Annotated in this window: 21 protein-coding genes; 12 read left to right on the top strand and 9 right to left on the bottom strand. The window is 75.7% G+C overall.

The features are described from left to right. Positions 1–3 precede the first annotated feature (3 nt). The 3 genes from ITJ44_RS11110 to ITJ44_RS11100 form a co-directional block, all read right to left on the bottom strand. Positions 4–264: an acyl carrier protein gene (locus tag ITJ44_RS11110; RefSeq protein WP_228494980.1), complete on the bottom strand. Its 261-nt coding sequence runs from the start codon at positions 262–264 to the stop codon at positions 4–6. Between the two features lie 403 nt (positions 265–667). Further along, positions 668–1,312 carry a MerR family transcriptional regulator gene (locus ITJ44_RS11105; RefSeq protein WP_194635486.1) on the bottom strand — a complete coding sequence of 215 codons (645 nt, stop codon included), beginning with the start codon at positions 1,310–1,312 and terminating at the stop codon, positions 668–670. A 193-nt stretch (positions 1,313–1,505) separates the two neighbouring features. Next, positions 1,506–2,099, bottom strand: a complete 594-nt coding sequence (locus ITJ44_RS11100; RefSeq protein WP_194635484.1) for a YdcF family protein — start codon at positions 2,097–2,099, stop codon at positions 1,506–1,508. A gap of 162 nt (positions 2,100–2,261) precedes the next feature. Between ITJ44_RS11100 and ITJ44_RS11095 the strand changes: the two genes are divergently transcribed. From ITJ44_RS11095 to ITJ44_RS11070, 6 genes are all read left to right on the top strand, one after another. After that, on the top strand, positions 2,262–2,786 hold the full coding sequence (locus ITJ44_RS11095; protein WP_194635483.1) for a CrcB family protein: 525 nt from the start codon (positions 2,262–2,264) through the stop codon (positions 2,784–2,786). Continuing rightward, on the top strand, positions 2,783–3,163 hold the full coding sequence (locus ITJ44_RS11090) for a CrcB family protein (RefSeq protein WP_194635481.1): 381 nt from the start codon (positions 2,783–2,785) through the stop codon (positions 3,161–3,163). The genes ITJ44_RS11095 and ITJ44_RS11090 overlap by 4 nt, the downstream gene beginning before the upstream one ends. After that, the gene (locus tag ITJ44_RS11085) at positions 3,160–3,642 is read left to right on the top strand and encodes a GNAT family N-acetyltransferase (RefSeq protein WP_194635478.1); all 483 of its coding nucleotides are present in this window, start codon (positions 3,160–3,162) and stop codon (positions 3,640–3,642) included. Before ITJ44_RS11090 ends, ITJ44_RS11085 begins: the two co-directional genes overlap by 4 nt. Continuing rightward, positions 3,639–4,262 carry a class I SAM-dependent methyltransferase gene (locus ITJ44_RS11080; RefSeq protein ID WP_194635476.1) on the top strand — a complete coding sequence of 208 codons (624 nt, stop codon included), beginning with the start codon at positions 3,639–3,641 and terminating at the stop codon, positions 4,260–4,262. Before ITJ44_RS11085 ends, ITJ44_RS11080 begins: the two co-directional genes overlap by 4 nt. A gap of 147 nt (positions 4,263–4,409) precedes the next feature. After that, complete coding sequence (locus tag ITJ44_RS11075) at positions 4,410–5,027, top strand: LysE family transporter (protein ID WP_194635474.1); 618 nt, start codon at positions 4,410–4,412, stop codon at positions 5,025–5,027. A gap of 46 nt (positions 5,028–5,073) precedes the next feature. Next, positions 5,074–5,661 carry an NUDIX hydrolase gene (locus ITJ44_RS11070; RefSeq protein WP_194635472.1) on the top strand — a complete coding sequence of 196 codons (588 nt, stop codon included), beginning with the start codon at positions 5,074–5,076 and terminating at the stop codon, positions 5,659–5,661. A 26-nt stretch (positions 5,662–5,687) separates the two neighbouring features. Here the strand turns inward: ITJ44_RS11070 and ITJ44_RS11065 are convergent, their stop codons facing one another. Beyond that, a complete protein-coding gene (locus ITJ44_RS11065; RefSeq protein ID WP_194635470.1) occupies positions 5,688–6,695 on the bottom strand; it encodes a D-alanine--D-alanine ligase in 1,008 nt (335 codons plus the stop codon). A gap of 244 nt (positions 6,696–6,939) precedes the next feature. On the opposite strand from ITJ44_RS11065, the gene ITJ44_RS11060 reads away from it, so the two are divergent. Further along, positions 6,940–7,476, top strand: a complete 537-nt coding sequence (locus tag ITJ44_RS11060) for a hypothetical protein (RefSeq protein ID WP_194635468.1) — start codon at positions 6,940–6,942, stop codon at positions 7,474–7,476. A gap of 97 nt (positions 7,477–7,573) precedes the next feature. On the opposite strand, the gene ITJ44_RS11055 is transcribed toward ITJ44_RS11060, so the two are convergent. Next, positions 7,574–8,158 (bottom strand): dihydrofolate reductase family protein, encoded by a 585-nt coding sequence (locus ITJ44_RS11055; protein ID WP_194635466.1) that lies wholly within the window; start codon positions 8,156–8,158, stop codon positions 7,574–7,576. 188 nt (positions 8,159–8,346) lie between these two features. Here ITJ44_RS11055 and ITJ44_RS11050 point away from each other — a divergent pair, with 188 nt between their 5' ends. From ITJ44_RS11050 to ITJ44_RS11035, 4 genes are read left to right on the top strand one after another with little or no spacing between them, the layout of a single operon-like run. After that, entirely contained in the window at positions 8,347–9,117 is a 771-nt protein-coding gene (locus ITJ44_RS11050) for a ThuA domain-containing protein (RefSeq protein WP_194635463.1), read from the top strand. Beyond that, positions 9,114–10,334, top strand: a complete 1,221-nt coding sequence (locus tag ITJ44_RS11045) for a Gfo/Idh/MocA family protein (protein ID WP_194635461.1) — start codon at positions 9,114–9,116, stop codon at positions 10,332–10,334. The genes ITJ44_RS11050 and ITJ44_RS11045 overlap by 4 nt, the downstream gene beginning before the upstream one ends. A 20-nt stretch (positions 10,335–10,354) precedes the next feature. Continuing rightward, positions 10,355–11,650, top strand: coding sequence for an ROK family transcriptional regulator (locus tag ITJ44_RS11040; RefSeq protein ID WP_194635459.1), 1,296 nt, complete (start codon positions 10,355–10,357; stop codon positions 11,648–11,650). Then, on the top strand, positions 11,647–12,303 hold the full coding sequence (locus tag ITJ44_RS11035; RefSeq protein ID WP_194635457.1) for an HAD family hydrolase: 657 nt from the start codon (positions 11,647–11,649) through the stop codon (positions 12,301–12,303). The genes ITJ44_RS11040 and ITJ44_RS11035 overlap by 4 nt, the downstream gene beginning before the upstream one ends. A gap of 37 nt (positions 12,304–12,340) precedes the next feature. Here the strand turns inward: ITJ44_RS11035 and ITJ44_RS11030 are convergent, their stop codons facing one another. Then, positions 12,341–13,372, bottom strand: a complete 1,032-nt coding sequence (locus ITJ44_RS11030; protein ID WP_194635455.1) for a hypothetical protein — start codon at positions 13,370–13,372, stop codon at positions 12,341–12,343. A 163-nt stretch (positions 13,373–13,535) separates the two neighbouring features. On the opposite strand from ITJ44_RS11030, the gene aroQ reads away from it, so the two are divergent. Beyond that, the gene (aroQ, locus tag ITJ44_RS11025) at positions 13,536–14,126 is read left to right on the top strand and encodes a gamma subclass chorismate mutase AroQ (protein WP_194635453.1); all 591 of its coding nucleotides are present in this window, start codon (positions 13,536–13,538) and stop codon (positions 14,124–14,126) included. A gap of 114 nt (positions 14,127–14,240) precedes the next feature. Here the strand turns inward: aroQ and ITJ44_RS11020 are convergent, their stop codons facing one another. From ITJ44_RS11020 to ITJ44_RS11010, 3 genes are all read right to left on the bottom strand, one after another. Beyond that, positions 14,241–14,579 carry a YnfA family protein gene (locus ITJ44_RS11020; RefSeq protein ID WP_194635452.1) on the bottom strand — a complete coding sequence of 113 codons (339 nt, stop codon included), beginning with the start codon at positions 14,577–14,579 and terminating at the stop codon, positions 14,241–14,243. 50 nt (positions 14,580–14,629) lie between these two features. Continuing rightward, positions 14,630–15,121 (bottom strand): FBP domain-containing protein, encoded by a 492-nt coding sequence (locus ITJ44_RS11015; protein ID WP_194635450.1) that lies wholly within the window; start codon positions 15,119–15,121, stop codon positions 14,630–14,632. Positions 15,122–15,363: 242 nt separating this feature from the next. After that, positions 15,364–16,155 (bottom strand): GNAT family N-acetyltransferase, encoded by a 792-nt coding sequence (locus ITJ44_RS11010; RefSeq protein ID WP_194635448.1) that lies wholly within the window; start codon positions 16,153–16,155, stop codon positions 15,364–15,366. Between the last annotated feature and the right edge of the window lie 3 nt (positions 16,156–16,158).

Raw genomic sequence — 16,158 nt, 5'->3', positions numbered from 1 at the left:
GTCTCAGCGGGGGACGGACTCGGGTTCGGAGGCGCTCGCCACGTGCTCGGCGAGCTTCTCGATGGTGGGGAAGTACCAGAGGGCCGTGGGGGCGAGCGCGAATCCGAGCCATTCCTCCAGCTCGCCCGCCAGCACCAGGGCCTCCGTGGAATCCAGCTCGAATTCGTCGAAGAACATGTCGGGGCGCACCTCATGCGCTTCCAGGCCCGTGCGCACGGCGATCTTCTCGATCAGCCATCCTCGTACCTCGTGTGATTCGACCATTTCCCGCATCCCTCTTCCTCTGTCGTTCTCCGGGAGGTGCCACGGCGGGTGCCGGCGGCGTCGAGCACGAAGGTAACCGATGGTAGGTCGGCGCTGTCAAGGGGTCATGCGAACGCATCGAACGTGGTAGTTGAACGCTAAAGGGCCGATTGTGGACAGGATCGTGATCAGCGTCTGTCGGCGAGTGGGCTCATCGACTCGGGTCGCGGGCACAGGATCCTGGGGATTGCCTGGTGGAACGAGGATGCGGCCATTCCCGGCGCGCGGCGGACGCTTCTCGGGGCCTTATTTCCAGACTCCGTCCAATGCCCCCCGTTCTGGGGGTTTTGCCGGGAGCCGCAACCAACACCCGCACCGTGCGGGCAGTCGTCCGTGCCCCGTGCGGGGGCGCATGCCGAGCCGGTCAGGCGTCCCCGCGCTCCAGGGTGAGGCCCTTCTCGTGGTGCGCGACGCGGCGGAGGGCGAGCAGCACCGGCTCGTAGAGGGCCGTGCCCAGCACCGCGAACTCCACGGCGCCCTGCGGGTCCGACCACGGGACGCGGGAGAAGTCCGCGTCCGCGATGTGCCGCACCGCGTCGACGTAGGTGCGGATCTGCGACTCGTCGAGCGCGATCCCCGCCTCCTCGGCGAGCTCGAGCGCCCGATCGAGCTGCGCGACGGGCACGGAGTCGGCCGTGTGCTGCACGCCGAGGCGGTCCAGCAGGGCCTCTGTGCCCGCGGTGGAGCGCGCCGGAGGGGCCTCGCCGGCCGACGTGGAGCGATCCCCGCTGGGGAGCGCCGCCGTGGCCTTCCGCATCGCGCCCACGACGCTCTGGTCGGGATCCGCGACGAGGTCGAGGATCGTCCCCGCCTGCTCGATGGTGACGCCGACCACGTGGATCAGGCCGCGCACGAGGCGCAGCCGGGCCAGGTGCGTCTCGTCGAACGCGGTCCGGCGGGCGTTGACCTTGTCGCCCGGGTGGAGCAGCCCCTCGCGCAGGTAGTACTTGATGGTGGCGACGGAGCAGCCGGATCGTTCGGCGAGCTCGGAAATGGGCAGGGCGGTCATCCTGCAATGATAGGGAAACTATCTACAGGCGCCCCGAGAGGGCCGTCAGCGGACATCACGGACGCGCAACGGGCGCCATTCCCGGCCCGATTCCGGAGCCGGCGGGCAGGCGCCTCCCGCACGCCCCTGGCCCCTGTGGAAAATCCCATCACGTGTGCGGTATTCGAGCATTACGCGACCCTGGGCTGCGCTCCTACGCCAGGCCCCAGCGCTTCAGCAGGAGCACGACGAGCACGGTCGGCTTCATCCACGGCACCTCGCCGACGCGGTACTCCTCGGCGCGCGCGAGGCGCTCGGCGAGGTCCGGCCGCAGCGCGCGGAGGTACGGCCGGGCCTTCGCCGCGTGCACCGAGTCGGAGACGATGCGGATCGTGTCCGCGTCCTCGAGGAACGGGATCGCGTTCGCGATGTTCTCGCGCGTGCTGGTGCTCGTGTCCTCGAGGACGAGGGGACCCCGGTAGCCGAGCTCGTCGCGGGCGTACCTGGCGAGGATCCGCGCCTCGGGCTCGGTGCCCCTCACCGATCCGCCGCAGAGGACGAGGGTGCTCGAGGTGGCGCGCGGATGCATCGAGCGCAGCCCCGCGCGGACGCGGTACCGGTTGATGGCGTTGGCGCGCGGGCCGCGGTTGCCGTAGCCCAGCACGACGATCGCCTCGCGGCCGATCTCGGCGTCCGCCCGTCTCGGATCGAGCCCGCGCGTGCTGGCCAGGCGGTGCGCGACCTCGCTGGCGACGAGGGCGACCGCGGCGGCGGCCCCGATGGCGACGAGCAGGGGGCGGGTCCGCATCCGCTCAGGCTACGCGCCGCGACCCGCCTGACCCGCGTGGTTCAATGGCCGTGCTTCCCGCGGGCGGCACGGCGGTGGGGCTCGCCGTCCCCAACCTCGACACCCTCGTCGACGACAGTCCCTGTCTCACGGCTAGCCATGCCCTCCGAGATGGGAGACCCCATGACCGACCACGCGCAGCCCGACGACCACGAGGTCCGCGACGGCGCACCCCTCGACAGCGACATCGAGGTGGACGACGACCCGGGCCGCCCCGTCCACCTCTGCTGGTCGTCGCTCGGCCTCGTCGCGCTCGGCGGCGCGGTGGGCACGGGGATCCGCGAGGCGCTCGCGCTCACCTGGCCCGCGCCGGCCGGTGGCGTGCCCGTGACCATCCTCCTCATCAACGTGGTCGGCGCCTTCGTGCTCGGCGCCCTGCTGGAGGCGCTCGCCCGGCGGGGGCCCGACGCGGGCCGCCGCCGCGCGCTCCGCCTGCTCGTGGGCACGGGCGTGCTCGGCGGCTTCACCACGTACAGCTCGCTCGCCACCGACGCGGCGTCGCTCGCCGGATCCGCGCTCGGCGTCGCGCTCGCCTACGCCGCGCTCTCGCTCGTCGCGGGGGCGGCGGCGTCCGTCGCCGGGATCGCCGCGGGCGCCGCGCTCCACCGTCGCACGGCGGCAGGCCGGGCGACGGGGGCGGCGTCGTGACCGGTCCGCTCGTGTTCGCGCTGATCTGCGTGGCCGGCGGCGTCGGGGCCGCCCTCCGCCTCCTCGTCGACGGCGCCGTCCGCGCCCGCCTCGGCTCCGCGTACCCGTGGGGCACGACCGTCATCAACGTCACCGGATCCCTCGGGCTGGGCCTCCTCACGGGCGCGGCCGCGCAGGCGGGCCTCCCGCACGACCTGCTCCTCATCCTCGGCGGCGGCCTCATGGGCGGCTACACGACCTTCAGCACCGCGAGCCTCGAGACGGTGCGGCTCGCCCAGGCGGGCCGCATCGGCGCGGCGCTCGCGAACGGCGTCGGGATGCTCGTCGTCTGCGTCGCGGCGGCCGGTCTCGGGATCGTGGTGGGCCAGGCGCTGTGACGGCCCTCTCGCCCGTCGGTGCCGCGGACGTGCCGGCCCTCCACGACTTCCTCGCGGCGGCGGACCTCACGGTGACCGGGCTCGACGACCCGGGCGTGCGGCTCTGGATCCAGCGTGACGCCGACGGCCGCATCGCCGCGAGCACCGGCTTCGAGCTCAGCGCGGACGGACGGCACGCGCTGATCCGCAGCGTCGCCGTCGCGGCCGCGCTGCGGTCCGCGGGCCTCGGCTCGACGCTCGCGCGGCACGCGCTCGCCGAGGCGGCGGCCGCCGGCGCCGAGCGCGCCTGGCTGTTCTCGCGGAGGTCGGGTCCGTTCTGGCAGGGCCTCGGCTTCGCGGCGGCGGATCGCGACGCGCTGGCCGCCGCGCTGCCGGACGCCCGCCAGGTGGTCGCGTTCCGCGCGAGCGGCCAGCTGGCGCGCGAGGTCGCGTGGTCGCGCCCGCTCGGACCGGCCGCGGACCCGGACCGCCGGGGATGACGGACACCGTCACCGTCACCGTCGCCGCCGCCTACGCCGCGCGCGCCGCCGAGTACGCGGAGCGCCTCGGCACCCTCGACGCGGTGCACCCCGCGGATCTCGCGCTCGTCACGACATGGGCCGACGGGATCACGGGACAGGTGCTCGACGCCGGGTGCGGACCCGGCCACTGGACCGCGTTCCTCGCCTCCCGCGGCCTCGACGCGCGCGGCGTGGACCTCGTGCCCGCCTTCGTCGCGCACGCCCGCGTCGCGCATCCGGGCGTCCCGTTCGCGGTCGGCGACCTGGACGCGCTCGACGCCGGCGACGGCGCGCTCGGCGGCGCGCTCGCCTGGTACTCGCTCATCCACCACGCGCCCGCGCGGATCGGCGTGCCGCTCGGCGAGCTGGCGCGAGTGGTGCGGCCCGGCGGGGGCCTGCTCGTCGGCGGGTTCGCGGGCCCCGCCGGGATCCCGGACGCCGAGCCCTTCGACCACGCCGTCACGCGCGCGTGGCGCTGGTCGCCGGACGCCCTGGCCGCGGAGATCCGGGCGGCCGGCTTCGCCGTGGACGAGGTGCACACGCGCCGCGGTCCCGGATCCCGGCCGCATGTCGCCATCACGGCCCGCCGCTCCGGTTGATCCGCGGGGCGCACCGGCGCGCATCCGCCCGGCCGCGCAAGGCCCTCCCGGCGCGACGCCCGGATCGGCATCATGGGGCGACCGTCCGTCGCCCCGTCCCCGAGGAGTCCCCGTGCCCGTGCTCCCCCGACCCCGCCCGGGCGCGCGGTGAACCTCGCGCTCCTGGCGTCCACCGCGCTCCCGTTCGTCGTGAGCCCGGGCGCGAGCTTCACGCTCACGATCGGCGCCGCCGCGACAGGGGACCGACGCGCGGCGCTGCGCGTCTGGGCGGGGACCGCGCTCGGCGTGCTCCTCATCGCGGCGACCCTCGGCTTCAGCGGGCTCGCCCAGCTCGTGTCCGGGGATCCGCGGGCGCGCCTCGTGCTCGGCATCGTCGGCGGCGCGGTGCTGGTCGGGATGGGCGTCGCGTCGGGGATCTCCGCGCTGCGTCGCGCCCCGGCCGGCGCGCGCCCCGATGGGCTGCGCCCGCGCCTCGTGCTCGCGGCGTTCGTCGCCGTCGTCACCAACGTCAAGGCGATCGGCTTCTACGTGCTCGTCGTCCCCACCCTGCGCGGCTCGGGCCTCGACGGGCCCGCGCTCTTCCTCGTCTTCGCCGCGGTGCACATGGCGATGATGCTCGGCTGGCTCTCGCTGCTCGGGGCGCTGGTGCGGGGCATCCCGGGTGTGGCGACCTCCCCGCGAGTCCGCGCCGCCCTCCTCCTGCTGGCCGCCGCCACGCTCGTGCTCCTCGGGATCCGCACCGCCGTCGCCGCCCTCGCCGCCTGAACCGCCGGATCCGCGGCCGGCGCGGCGACGCCCCTAGGCTCCCTGCATGCCCTCTGCCGACGCGGATCACGGACCCGAGCTCGACTGGACCACGACCGGGCGCACCGACGTCCACCGCGGTCGCGTGGTGCTGGTCGACCACGAGGTGCGGCTGCCCGACGGATCCGCGACCAGGTACGAGGTGGACGAGAGCGTGCCGTTCGCGGTCGCGACCCTCGTGATCGACGGCGACCACGTGCTCCTGACGCGCCAGTTCCGGTATCCGCTCGGGCGGTGGATCCTCGACCTCCCCGGCGGCGCGGGCGACGCCCGCGAGCAGCCCGTCGAGTCCGCCCGCCGCGAGCTCGAGGAGGAGCTCGGCCTCGTCGCGTCGGAGATCCGCCCGCTGCGCACCTACGCGGTGAACCCGGGCCGCGCGTCCTGGCTCGTGCACGTCTTCGCCTGCACGACCCCGACGACGCCGGGCACGGCCGACCGCTCCGACCCGTCCGAGCAGGTGCGCCTCGTCCGCATGCCCGTCGCGGAGCTCGACGCGCTCATCGCCGCGGGCGGCATCGTGGACCCGACCCTGTTGATCGCCCGCGCGGCCGCCGCCGAGCAGGGGCTGCTGCCGCCGGTGGCGCCGTCGCGCTAGCGCGACCCGCCAGGCCGCGCGCGCGGTCAGCCCGCGCGACCTCGCCGCGCGAGGCGCGCGATCCGGTCGCACAGCTCCTGGTAGCCGATGCCGACCGCCGCGGCCGACTGCGGCAGGAGGCTCGTCGCGGTGAGGCCCGGGAGGCTGTTCGCCTCGATGATCCACAGTGCGCCCGCGTCGTCGAGGCGGAAGTCGGAGCGGCTGTACCCGGCGAGCCGGAGGATCCGGTGGGCCGCCAGCGCCGCCGCCCGCGCCTCGTCCGCGACGTCGTCGGGCAGGTCGGCCGGGAAGGTCTCCGCGATGGCGCCCGCCTGGTACTTCGCGGCGTAGGTGAACGCCTCGTCCACGGGCACGCCGATCTCGCCGACCGCGAGCGCCTCGCCGTCGAGCACGCCGACCGTCAGCTCGCGGCCGCGCACGAACCGCTCGACCATGACCGTGCCGTGCCGGCCGGCGAGCTCGAGCGCCGCGGGCAGCTCCGCGGCGGCGCGCACCACGGAGAGGCCGACGGTGGATCCCTGCCCGGTCGGCTTCACGACCACCGGGAACCCGAGGGCGGGCCCGACCGCGCCGGGCTCCGGGTCGATCAGCCAGTCGGGCGTCCGAACGCCGCCGGCGCGCAGCAGCGTCTTGGCGACGTCCTTGTCCATCGCGAGCGCGCTGCCGAGGGAGCTGGATCCGGTGAACGGGATGCCCGCGAGCTCCAGGAGCGCCTGCAGGCGGCCGTCCTCGCCGGATCCGCCGTGCAGCGCGAGGAACACGAGGTCGCTGTCGCGGAGGTCGGTCGGCAGGCGCAGCACCGCGGCGGATCCGCCCGCGCCCGCGGTGGCGAGCTCGGCGGAGGTCGGCGGGCGGACGCCGACGTCGGGGGTGAGGATCCGGGCCTCGTCGGCCGCGCCGAGCGCGCCGCGCGCGGTGTCGACCGCGACCACCTCGTGCCCGAGCGCCCGGAGGGCCGGGACGACCTGCGCGGCGCTGGCGATGGAGACGTCGCGCTCCTCGCTCTCGCCGCCGAAGAGCACTGAGATCCGCATCCCGCGACCCTATCGGCGGGCGGCACGCGCGCGGCGCCGCGCGCTGCGTCTCCGGATCCGCGTCCTCCGCCGGGCCCGGAGCGTCGTGGCCCGACGCGGGCCGTCCCTCACCGGACCGACCGTCGATGCGCCCGACCCCGCTCTTCACCAGACGTTCGTCTGGCGGACTGATCCGCACCCGGTCGCGGTCCTACCGGCGTCCCGCGGGTCGCCACCCGCATCCCCCACCCGATCGGAGAACCCCGTGCACGCTCGCACCACCGCTCCCCGCCCGCGCCGCTCCCGCGTCGCCCTCGCCGCCCTCGTCATCGCGGGCTCCGCGCTCGTCGGCGTCGGCACCGCCCCGGCCGCGCAGGCGTCCGCCGCCGCTCCGGCGGCCGCGACGACCACCACGGTCGCCCCTCCCGCCGCGACCACCGTCGCCCCCGCCGGCGACCCGGTCGCCGCGTCCGACTACTACGTGCGCCGGCAGACCGTGCGCTTCTCCGCGCAGATGCAGCGGTACGGCGACGTCGTCGTGTCGATCCTGGTGCAGGGGCCGAACCCCGGCAACGGCCGGCCCGGCTGGTCGCGCTGCGTCGACCTGCCCCAGTCCGGCCTCCCCATCTGGACCGAGATCGACGTCGACCTGCTCGCGAACGCGCGCTACACGGTGTCGTCCTACAGCGACTTCGCCTGCTCGCGTGGCATGAACTACCGCTGGACGACGGGCACCGTCGACACGCGGTGGACGCACTGGATCGTGTACACGGTCCGCTCCCCGCACGTGACCCTGCGCTAGCCGCGCCTCTCACGACGACGACCGACGCCCCCGATGCCGCATCGGGGGCGTCGGCGCGTCCGGGCGCGGTCCGCGCGGGATCCGGCCGGGAGGCGGATCAGTCGGCGGCGCGCCGCGCGTAGGTCAGCACCGCGTTGCCCGCGCTCGTGATCTCGGAGCGGCGCAGCTCCAGCCGCGTGGTCGGGTCGTCGGGCTCGAAGAGGCGGCGGCCGGCGCCCGCGACGACCGGGTGGACCATGAGGGTCAGCTCGTCGAGCAGGCCCGCGAACAGCAGCGCGCGCGTGAGCGAGATGCTCGACAGCACGGCGATCTCGCCGCCCTCCGTCTCCTTCAGCCGCGCGATCGCCGCCAGCGCGTCGCCCTCGATGCGCGTCGCGTTCCAGCCGAGGTCGCCCGTGAGGGTGGTCGTGGCCACGAGCTTCTCGAGCGGGTTGACGAACGCCGCGAACGGATCGTCGGCGGGCGCGGCCGGCCAGTGCGCCGACCAGTCCTCGAAGCCGCGGCGGCCCATCACGGCCGTGGTGACCGACGAGATCATGCGGCCGAGGCCGGCGCCGAGCTCGGGGTCGAACGAGTCGAACTGGAACAGGTGCGGCGACTCCACGACGCCGTCGACGGACGTGAACAGGCCTGCGGTGAGTCGTCGCACGCGCTCCTCCTCGAGCTCGGGTGTGGACGCCATGATCCGCGCCGGGCGGCCGCGCGTAAAGGGCGGGAGCGGACACGCCGCTGGTTAACCGGTTCACAGATGCGGCCGCGCGGTGTTAGCGTCGCCGCCATCGGGTCCGCGACGACGCTCCCGCCTGCGTCCGCGACGGCGGACCGCGGTGTCGTCGTGGCCCGGATCCCGCGACCCCTCCGAGAGGCACCATGACCGACACCGCATCCCCGCTCCGCGTCACCGTCTGGGGCGAGAACCGCCACGAGCAGATCGAGCAGCACGTCCGCGACCGCTACCCGACCGGGATGCACGGCGCGGTCGCCGAGGGCGTGCGGGAGAACCTGCCCGACGCGCACGTCGAGATCGCGACGATGGACCAGCCCGAGCACGGCCTCACCGAGGAGCTGCTCGCCCGCACCGACGTCCTCACCTGGTGGGGCCACGCGGCCCACGCCGAGGTGGACGACCGGGTCGTCGAGCGCGTGCACCGCCACGTGCTCGACGGGATGGGGCTCATCGTGCTGCACTCCGGGCACTGGTCGAAGATCTTCACGCGCCTGATGGGCACCACTTGCACGCTCCGCTGGCGCAGCGAGCACGACCGCGAGCTCGTGTGGACCGTGAACCCGCAGCACCCCATCACGCGCGGCGTGCCGAACCCCATCGTCATCGACGAGCAGGAGATGTACGGCGAGTACTTCGACGTGCCCACGCCCGACGAGCTCGTCTTCATCTCCGGCTTCACGGGCGGCGAGGTGTTCCGCAGCGGCATGACCTACCGCCGCGGCTTCGGCCGGATCTTCTTCTTCTCGCCCGGCGACCAGGACTTCCCCGTCTACCACCACCGCGACGTCCGCCGCGTGATCGCGAACGCCTGCGAGTGGGCGCGGCCCGACCGGCGCGAGACGCCCACGCTGCTGCGCTACGAGCTCGGCGAGTACTACGACGGCACCGACTACGCCGGGGCGCTCGAGCGATGACCGACGTCGGGAAGCGCGCGGGCGCCGCGCATCGGATCGTCGCGCCCGCCGACGGCGCGCGGCTGCGCGTCGTGCAGGTCGGGGCGGGCGGCATGGGCCAGCAGTGGCTGCAGGCCGTCGCGGAGGATCCCGACGTCGAGCTCGTGGGCGTCGTCGACCTCGATGAGGAGGCGGCGCGGGCCGGGGCCGCCGCGCACGGGGCGTCGGCGGAGTGGTCCACCGACCTCGGGGAGATCCTCGCGCGCGTCCGGCCCGACGCGGTGATCGACGTCACCATCCCGCGGGCGCACCATCCCGTCACCACGCAGGCGCTGTTCGCGGGGATCCCGGTGCTCGGCGAGAAGCCGGTCGCCCTCACGGTCGCCGAGGGCCTGTCGCTCGCGGCGGCCGCGGAGGTCACGGGCGAGCTGTTCATGGTCAGCCAGTCGCGCCGCTACGACGACCACCTCGTCGCCCTCAAGCGGCGGGCGGCCGACCTCGGCGGCGTCGGCATCGTCACCACGGAGTTCTTCAAGGCCCCGCGCTTCGGCGGGTTCCGCGAGGAGATGGACGACGTGCTGCTGCTCGACATGGCCGTGCACCAGTTCGACGCCGTGCGGTACCTGCTCGACGCGGATCCCGTGAGCGTCTACTGCGAGTCCTACAACCCCGCGTGGAGCTGGTACCGCGGCGACGCGGGCGCGACCGCGGTCTTCGCCTTCGAGGGCGGCGTGCGGTACGCCTACACGGGCAGCTGGTGCAGCCCGGGCGCGGAGACGTCGTGGAACGGATCCTGGCGGGTGAGCGGCGCGCACGGCACCGCGCTCTGGGACGGCGACCACGCGCCCACGAGCGAGATCCCGGACGCGCCCGGCGGCCCGCCCGCGGAGCCCGAGCCCGCCGGGTCCGTCGGCGTGGGGATCGCCGGATCGCTGCGCGCGTTCGTCCGGGCGCTCCGCACGGGGGCGCGGCCGCACGGCGAGGTGCACGGCAACGTGATGAGCCTCGCCATGGTGGAGGCCGCGATCGAGTCGAAGGGCACGGGCGCGCGGCTCGCGATCGACGACGTGCTCGAGCGCGCGTACGCGACCGCGCTCGCCGACGAGCGGCGCGACGACGTGCGCGCGCGGCTCGAGTCGTGGCGTGCGCGCGGCGTGCGCGAGGCGCTCCAGGGGCCGCCGGTCGTCGAGGTCCCGGCGGGCTCCCCGGCCGTCGTCCGCCCGGCCGCCGCCGGGTAGCCTCGTCGGGTGGGGATCCAGTGACCGGCGACGAGGCGGGCGGCGTCGTGCCGCTCGCGCCGGATCCGCGCTCGCGCGAGATCCCGCCCACCGGCGACGCCCGCTCCCGCGGCACCACGCCCGACCACGTCCGCCGCTCCAACCTCGCGACCGTCCTCCAGATCGTGCACGAGACCGGCCCCGCGTCCCGCTCCGAGCTGACGCGGGAGACGGGCCTCAACCGGTCCACCATCGCGGCCCTCGTGGGCGAGCTGCAGGAGCTCGGGCTCGTGGTCGAGTCGGAGCCGCCCGGCACCAACCGCGTCGGCCGGCCGAGCCCCATCGTCTCCGCCGACCCGCGCGTGGTCGTCTTCGCCGTGAACCCCGAGATCGACGCCGTGACCGTCGGCCTCGTCGGCCTCGACGGCGTGGTGCAGCAGCGGATCCGTCGCGACACCGACGGCGTGCCCACCGCGGCCGAGGCCGCCGGGCTCGCCGCCGCGATCATCGCCGAGCTGCGCGTCGGCCTGCGCGCGACCCGACCCGATGCCCTCGTGCTCGGCATCGGCGTCGCGGTCCCCGGCCTCGTGCGCTTCGACGGCGGGCTCGTGCGCCTCGCGCCGCACCTCGGCTGGGTCGACGAGCCGTTCGCCGGGCTCCTCGCCGAGGCGACCGGGCTGCCCGCGCTCGCCGCCAACGACGCGAGCCTCGCGGCCGTCGCCGAGGGCCGGTTCGGATCCGGCCGCGACGTCGACGACCTCGTCTACCTCAACGGCGGCGCGTCGGGCGTCGGCGGCGGCGTGCTCATCGGCCGGCGCCCGTTCGGCGGCGCGGAGGGCTACGGCGGCGAGCTCGGCCACACCCTCGTCGACTCCGGCGGCGAGCTCTGCCACTGCGGCGCGGTCGGCTGCCTGGAGACCACCGTCGGCCAGGACGCGCTGCTCGAGGTCACGGGCCTCCCGCGCGCCCGCGCCGACGAGCTGGGCGACGTGCTCGCGGCGGCCCTCGCGGCGGGCGACCCGGCCGTCACGGCAGAGGTCGAGCGGCAGATCGACAACCTCGCGGTCGCGCTGCGCAACGTCGTCAACATCTTCAACCCGTCGCTCGTGGTGCTCGGCGGGTTCCTCGGGTCGCTGCACGCGGCGGATCCCGACCGCATCCTCGCCCGCGCCACCGCCCAGGCGCTGCCCGGCGCGCGCGAGGCCCTGCGGATCCGGCGCGCGGCCCTCGGCCCCGACCGGCTGATGATCGGCGCGGCCGAGCTCGCCTTCGCGCGCGTCCTCGTGGACCCGTCGGGCGTGATGCGCGCCGCCGCGGCGGAGCGCACGACGGCGTGAGCGCCCCCGTCGACCTGGTGATCCTCGACTGCGACGGCGTCCTCGTCGACAGCGAGGTGCTCGCGGTGGAGGTCGACCGGCGGGTGCTCGCGGAGCTCGGCTGGGACCTCTCGATCGAGGAGATCGTGGAGCGGTTCGTCGGGAAGTCGCACGCGACCTTCACCGCCGAGGTCGCCGCGCACCTCGGCCGCGACCTCGCCGACGACTGGGACGCGCCCTACGCGCGCTGGTACGCGGACGCGTTCGAGCAGCACCTGCGGCCGGTCGACGGCATCGCGGACGCGCTCGACCGCATCGCGACGCCGACGTGCGTGGCATCGAGCGGCGACCACCCGAAGATCCGTGCGAACCTCGCGCGCACGGGCCTGCTCCCGCGCTTCGACGGCCGGATCTCGAGCGCCACCGAGGTCGCGCACGGCAAGCCGGCGCCCGACCTCTTCCTCCTCGCGGCGTCGCGGATGGGCGTGGATCCCGCGCGCTGCGTCGTCGTGGAGGACAGCCCGTACGGCGTCCAGGGCGCGCTCGCCGCGGGCATGCGGGCGCTCGGCTACGCGGGCGGACTCACCCCGGCGGACCGCCTGCGCGATGCGGGCGCCGTCGTCTTCGACGACATGCGCGAACTGCCGCGGCTCGTGCGCGGGCTCGCGGGCTGAGCCGGGGATCCCGCCCGGCCGGCCGACGAGGATCCGGTCAGCCCGCGCTGACGGCCCGCCGCCGCACCGCGCGCGCGACGAGCGCGCCGAGGATCCCCACGACGACCGCCACCGCGAGCTGCCCGAGCACGCCGCCCTGGCCTCGGAGCACCTCGCCGCCCACCATGCCGCCCGCCTGCACCAGCTCGAGCGGGTAGCGCAGCATGCTGCGGTTGCCCAGGGCGTACGTGACGCCGACCACCACCGCCGTCCCGAGCCAGAGCAGCAGCACCGCGGCGACCGACCCGATCACGCGGCCGACCGACCGCAGCCCCGTGAGCGCGATGGCGACGCCGAGCACGACGGACGGCACCCACGAGATCACGGGCAGGATCGCGTACGCCGTGTCGCTCAGCATCCCGTCCTCGCCGGGGGACACGAGCCCGCCCGACCACTCGCCGAGCAGCACGACCGGGAATGCCGCCGCGACGACCGCGAGGCCGGCGGACGCGCGGGCGAGGAGCACCGCGACGACCGCCGCGAGCAGCACCATCGCCGCGGTGCCGGCGACGAACGCGACGAGGTACACCTGCGCTTCGCTGATGCCCGCGCCCGTGCGGCCGCCCGCGCCGGAGACGTCGTCCACGCCGAGCCCGTCGGCCGTCACGGTGGCGGTCTGCACGAGCGCGACGACCTGCACGAGGAGCAGCCCCGCGACCACCAGCCACGAGCCGTGCCGGGGGAGCCGCGACCGCAGCGCGCGGGCGGCGGTGCCCGCGATGCCGCCGCCCACCAGGATCACCGCGGCCAGCAGGCCCGCCGTGTACTGGTTGAACGGCAGCAGCGCGATGGGCATGTCGGCCGCGGACGTGATGTCCTCCCGCCACAGGTTCTGCAGCGGGAGGCGCAGGCCCGCGAGGATCCACGGCAGCAGCCCGAGCACCGCGGCGGCGACGCCGACGGCCAGCGCGAGGAGCGCGCCGCGGGCGCCGCGGATCACGCGATCCGGGTGAGGTGCGGGTGCGGGTGCGGATGCGGGTGCGGGTGCGGCCGCGGGTGCGGATGAGGGGGCGGCGTCGGGCGTCGTCATCCGCCCACGCTAGCGACGGGCCCGCCGCGGGCGCGCGCCCCCGACCGGGGCAGCCTGTGGACTCCGGCGACCGCCCGGGCGCGTCGTCTGCCTAAGCTCACGGCACCCGACCCGGTCCACCCGCGCTCGCCCCCTCCGCCCGCTCCTCACGAACGGATCCGCCATGCCCCGCCGCGCCCTGCTCGCCACGTCCGCGTTCGCCGTCACCCTCGCCGCCCTCCTCGGCGCCGCCGCGCCCGCGCAGGCGTGCCCGCGCGACCCGGCGGAGCAGCAGGCGGTCACCGCCGTCGCGTCCGCCGCCCTCGACCGCCTCGAGATCGCCGACGACGTGGCCGCGTCGAAGTTCCTGTCGGGCAAGGCCGTCGCGGATCCCGCGCGCGAGCAGGCCGTGATCGACGCCACCATCGCCGCGGCGAAGGCCGACGGGGTCGACCCCGTCGCCGCCGAGCGCGTCATCCGCGCGCAGATCATCGCGAGCAAGCAGGTGCAGTACGCGCTCATCTCCTTCTGGCGCGCGAACCCCGCGCAGGCGCCGACGACCGCGCCCGACCTCACCACGAGCGTCCGCCCGCGCATCAACGCGGTCGACGCCCGGCTCGTCCCGGCCATCGGCGCCGCGTCCGTCGCCCTCGACGACGCGTCGTGCCACCACCTCGTCACGAACGCCCGCGGCGAGCTCGGCCAGGGCCTCGACGACGCGCACCGCAAGGCGTTCCGCACGGCCCTCGCGACCCTCTGCACGCCGGAGTCCTGAGCCGCCCCACCGACCCGGTCGGGCCCGCTGCCCCGATGCGCTGGCCCGGCCCACCCAACGAACCGCGCGCGTCCGCCCTCCGGGGCGGACGCGCGCCGTCGTCCTCCGCTCGCGTCAGGCGCCCTGCCCGCGCGGCCCGAACATGATCACGGCGACGCCGAGGAGGCAGATGACGGAGCCGATCACGTCCCACCTGTCCGGGCGGTAGCCGTCCACGACGGCGCCCCAGACGAGCGAGCCCGCGACGAAGACGCCGCCGTAGGCCGCGAGGATCCGCCCGAACGACGCGTCCGCCTGCAGCGACGCGATGAAGCCGTAGGCGCCGAGAGCCATGACGCCGAGCCCGGCCCACCACCACGGCTTCGCCTCGCGCACCGCCTGCCAGACGAGCCAGGCGCCGCCGATCTCGGCGGCCGCGGCGAGGGCGAACAGGATCACGGTGCGCAGCAGCATGCTCCGAGCATGGCGGAAGCGGTCGCGCGGGTCAGCCCTCGCGGCCCGCGTCAGGCGGTCGACGCGATGTCGGCGGCGAACGCCGCCACCCGGGTCCGCAGGTCGTCGATGAGCTGGGCCGTCGCCGCCGCGGGGTCGAAGCCGAGGTACGGGATCGGCCGGGGCTTCCGCACGTTGGCGCTGCACTCGAAGTCGGTGCACACGAGCGTGCCGACCGTGTTGCCGTTGCGGCCCGCGGCGCCCGCCCGGCGCGCGCCGTAGAACCCGACCGGGTTCGGCAGGCGCACGTCCTGGCACCACGTGCACTGCGCGCGGGACCGCGGTGCGGTGGAGGACTGCTGCAGCAGCACGCCGATCAGCTCGTCACCCACGGGCGCGACGACGATGCCGCGCTGCGGGGCCTTCGGGTCGCGCCAGCCGAGGAAGTCCAGGCGGTCCCAGGCGAGGTCGGCGAAGCCCTCGGGGAGGCGGAGGTCGCGCGCCTCGCGCTGCGACGCGTTGACGAGGGAGGCGCGGATGTCGGATTCGGTCAGGGGGAGCATGTGGAGCCCTTCGTGCGGGGTCGCGGCGGTGCCGCGGAGGTGGGTGTCGGGGACGGCGGCCGGATCCTCGCGGATCGACGGGGCGCCGGGTGCGGCCGGCCCGAGCGGGGCGCGGCGACGGATCCGGTGACTACCTGGTGCCGACGGACGTGCCGCCGACGACCTCCCCACGCCCCGAGGGCGTCGTGCTGCTCGTGATGCTCACGCGACAACGGTACCCCGGGTGGGGAACGCCGACCCGGTCAGCGCGTCCAGGCGTACGGCGTGGTCGTCGAGCAGGCGACGAGGCCGGAGCGCTCGAGGATGGGGCGGGAGAAGTCGGTCGAGTCGCTGTGCATCAGCGTGCGGCCGGCGGCGAGGGCCGAGCGCGCCCGGGCCGCGGTGAGGGCGCGGTAGATGCCCCGGCCGCGCCACTCCGGCAGGGTCGCGCCGCCCCAGAGCCCGGCGAAGTCGGATCCCGCGACGGGCTCGAGCCGGCCCGCGGAGACGATCCGCCCGTCGGCCTCGGCGACCCACAGCTCCATGCCGTCGTCGAGCCGGAGGCGGCGGAGGATCGCGTCGGCGTGGGCGGAGGAGACCCGGTCGCCGAAGACCTCGTCCTGCATGGCGCTCATCGCCCGCACGTCGGCGTCCGCGGTGATGCGCCGGAGCGTCACGCCCGCGGGGAGCGGCACGTCGACCGCGAGCGCCCGCGCCTCGCCCAGCATGATCGACTCGCGCTCCTCGGGCACGAAGCCGTTCTCCCGCAGGATCCCGTCGAGCCCGGGGGCGTGGTCGTGGCCCCGGGTCTTCCACTCCACGGTCGCGATCGCGGGGTCGTCGCGGTAGCGCGCGAGCGCGGCGGGGACGAGCTCGCGCAGGCCGGCCTCGTCGAGGCCGCCGAGGTCGGCGTACGTGATGAAGCCGCGTCCGCCGAGGAAGACGATGAGGCGCAGCGGGCCGAGCTCCCGCACGTCGAGCGCGCTCGGCGTCTCGGCGTCGGTGCGGAGCTGGGCGTCGTAGGCGGCGAGGAGGGCGGCGGGGGTGGCGGGCACGGG

The sequence above is a fragment of the Clavibacter sp. VKM Ac-2873 genome (assembly GCF_015351075.1).
Lineage (GTDB): Bacteria > Actinomycetota > Actinomycetes > Actinomycetales > Microbacteriaceae > Clavibacter.
Note: the sequence above shows the minus strand (reverse complement) of the source record. Positions and strands in the feature narration are given on the sequence as shown.

What these genes read in the sequence shown, in the direction of transcription:
- ITJ44_RS11110 (WP_228494980.1), bottom strand. Translation starts at nt 264, where the DNA reads ATGGTCGAATCACACGAGGTACGAGGATGGCTGATCGAGAAGATCGCC.
- ITJ44_RS11105 (WP_194635486.1), bottom strand. Translation starts at nt 1,312, where the DNA reads ATGACCGCCCTGCCCATTTCCGAGCTCGCCGAACGATCCGGCTGCTCC.
- ITJ44_RS11100 (WP_194635484.1), bottom strand. Translation starts at nt 2,099, where the DNA reads ATGCGGACCCGCCCCCTGCTCGTCGCCATCGGGGCCGCCGCCGCGGTC.
- ITJ44_RS11095 (WP_194635483.1), top strand. Translation starts at nt 2,262, where the DNA reads ATGACCGACCACGCGCAGCCCGACGACCACGAGGTCCGCGACGGCGCA.
- ITJ44_RS11080 (WP_194635476.1), top strand. Translation starts at nt 3,639, where the DNA reads ATGACGGACACCGTCACCGTCACCGTCGCCGCCGCCTACGCCGCGCGC.
- ITJ44_RS11070 (WP_194635472.1), top strand. Translation starts at nt 5,074, where the DNA reads ATGCCCTCTGCCGACGCGGATCACGGACCCGAGCTCGACTGGACCACG.
- ITJ44_RS11065 (WP_194635470.1), bottom strand. Translation starts at nt 6,695, where the DNA reads ATGCGGATCTCAGTGCTCTTCGGCGGCGAGAGCGAGGAGCGCGACGTC.
- ITJ44_RS11055 (WP_194635466.1), bottom strand. Translation starts at nt 8,158, where the DNA reads ATGGCGTCCACACCCGAGCTCGAGGAGGAGCGCGTGCGACGACTCACC.
- ITJ44_RS11050 (WP_194635463.1), top strand. Translation starts at nt 8,347, where the DNA reads ATGACCGACACCGCATCCCCGCTCCGCGTCACCGTCTGGGGCGAGAAC.
- ITJ44_RS11045 (WP_194635461.1), top strand. Translation starts at nt 9,114, where the DNA reads ATGACCGACGTCGGGAAGCGCGCGGGCGCCGCGCATCGGATCGTCGCG.
- ITJ44_RS11030 (WP_194635455.1), bottom strand. Translation starts at nt 13,372, where the DNA reads ATGACGACGCCCGACGCCGCCCCCTCATCCGCACCCGCGGCCGCACCC.
- aroQ (WP_194635453.1), top strand. Translation starts at nt 13,536, where the DNA reads ATGCCCCGCCGCGCCCTGCTCGCCACGTCCGCGTTCGCCGTCACCCTC.
- ITJ44_RS11020 (WP_194635452.1), bottom strand. Translation starts at nt 14,579, where the DNA reads ATGCTGCTGCGCACCGTGATCCTGTTCGCCCTCGCCGCGGCCGCCGAG.
- ITJ44_RS11015 (WP_194635450.1), bottom strand. Translation starts at nt 15,121, where the DNA reads ATGCTCCCCCTGACCGAATCCGACATCCGCGCCTCCCTCGTCAACGCG.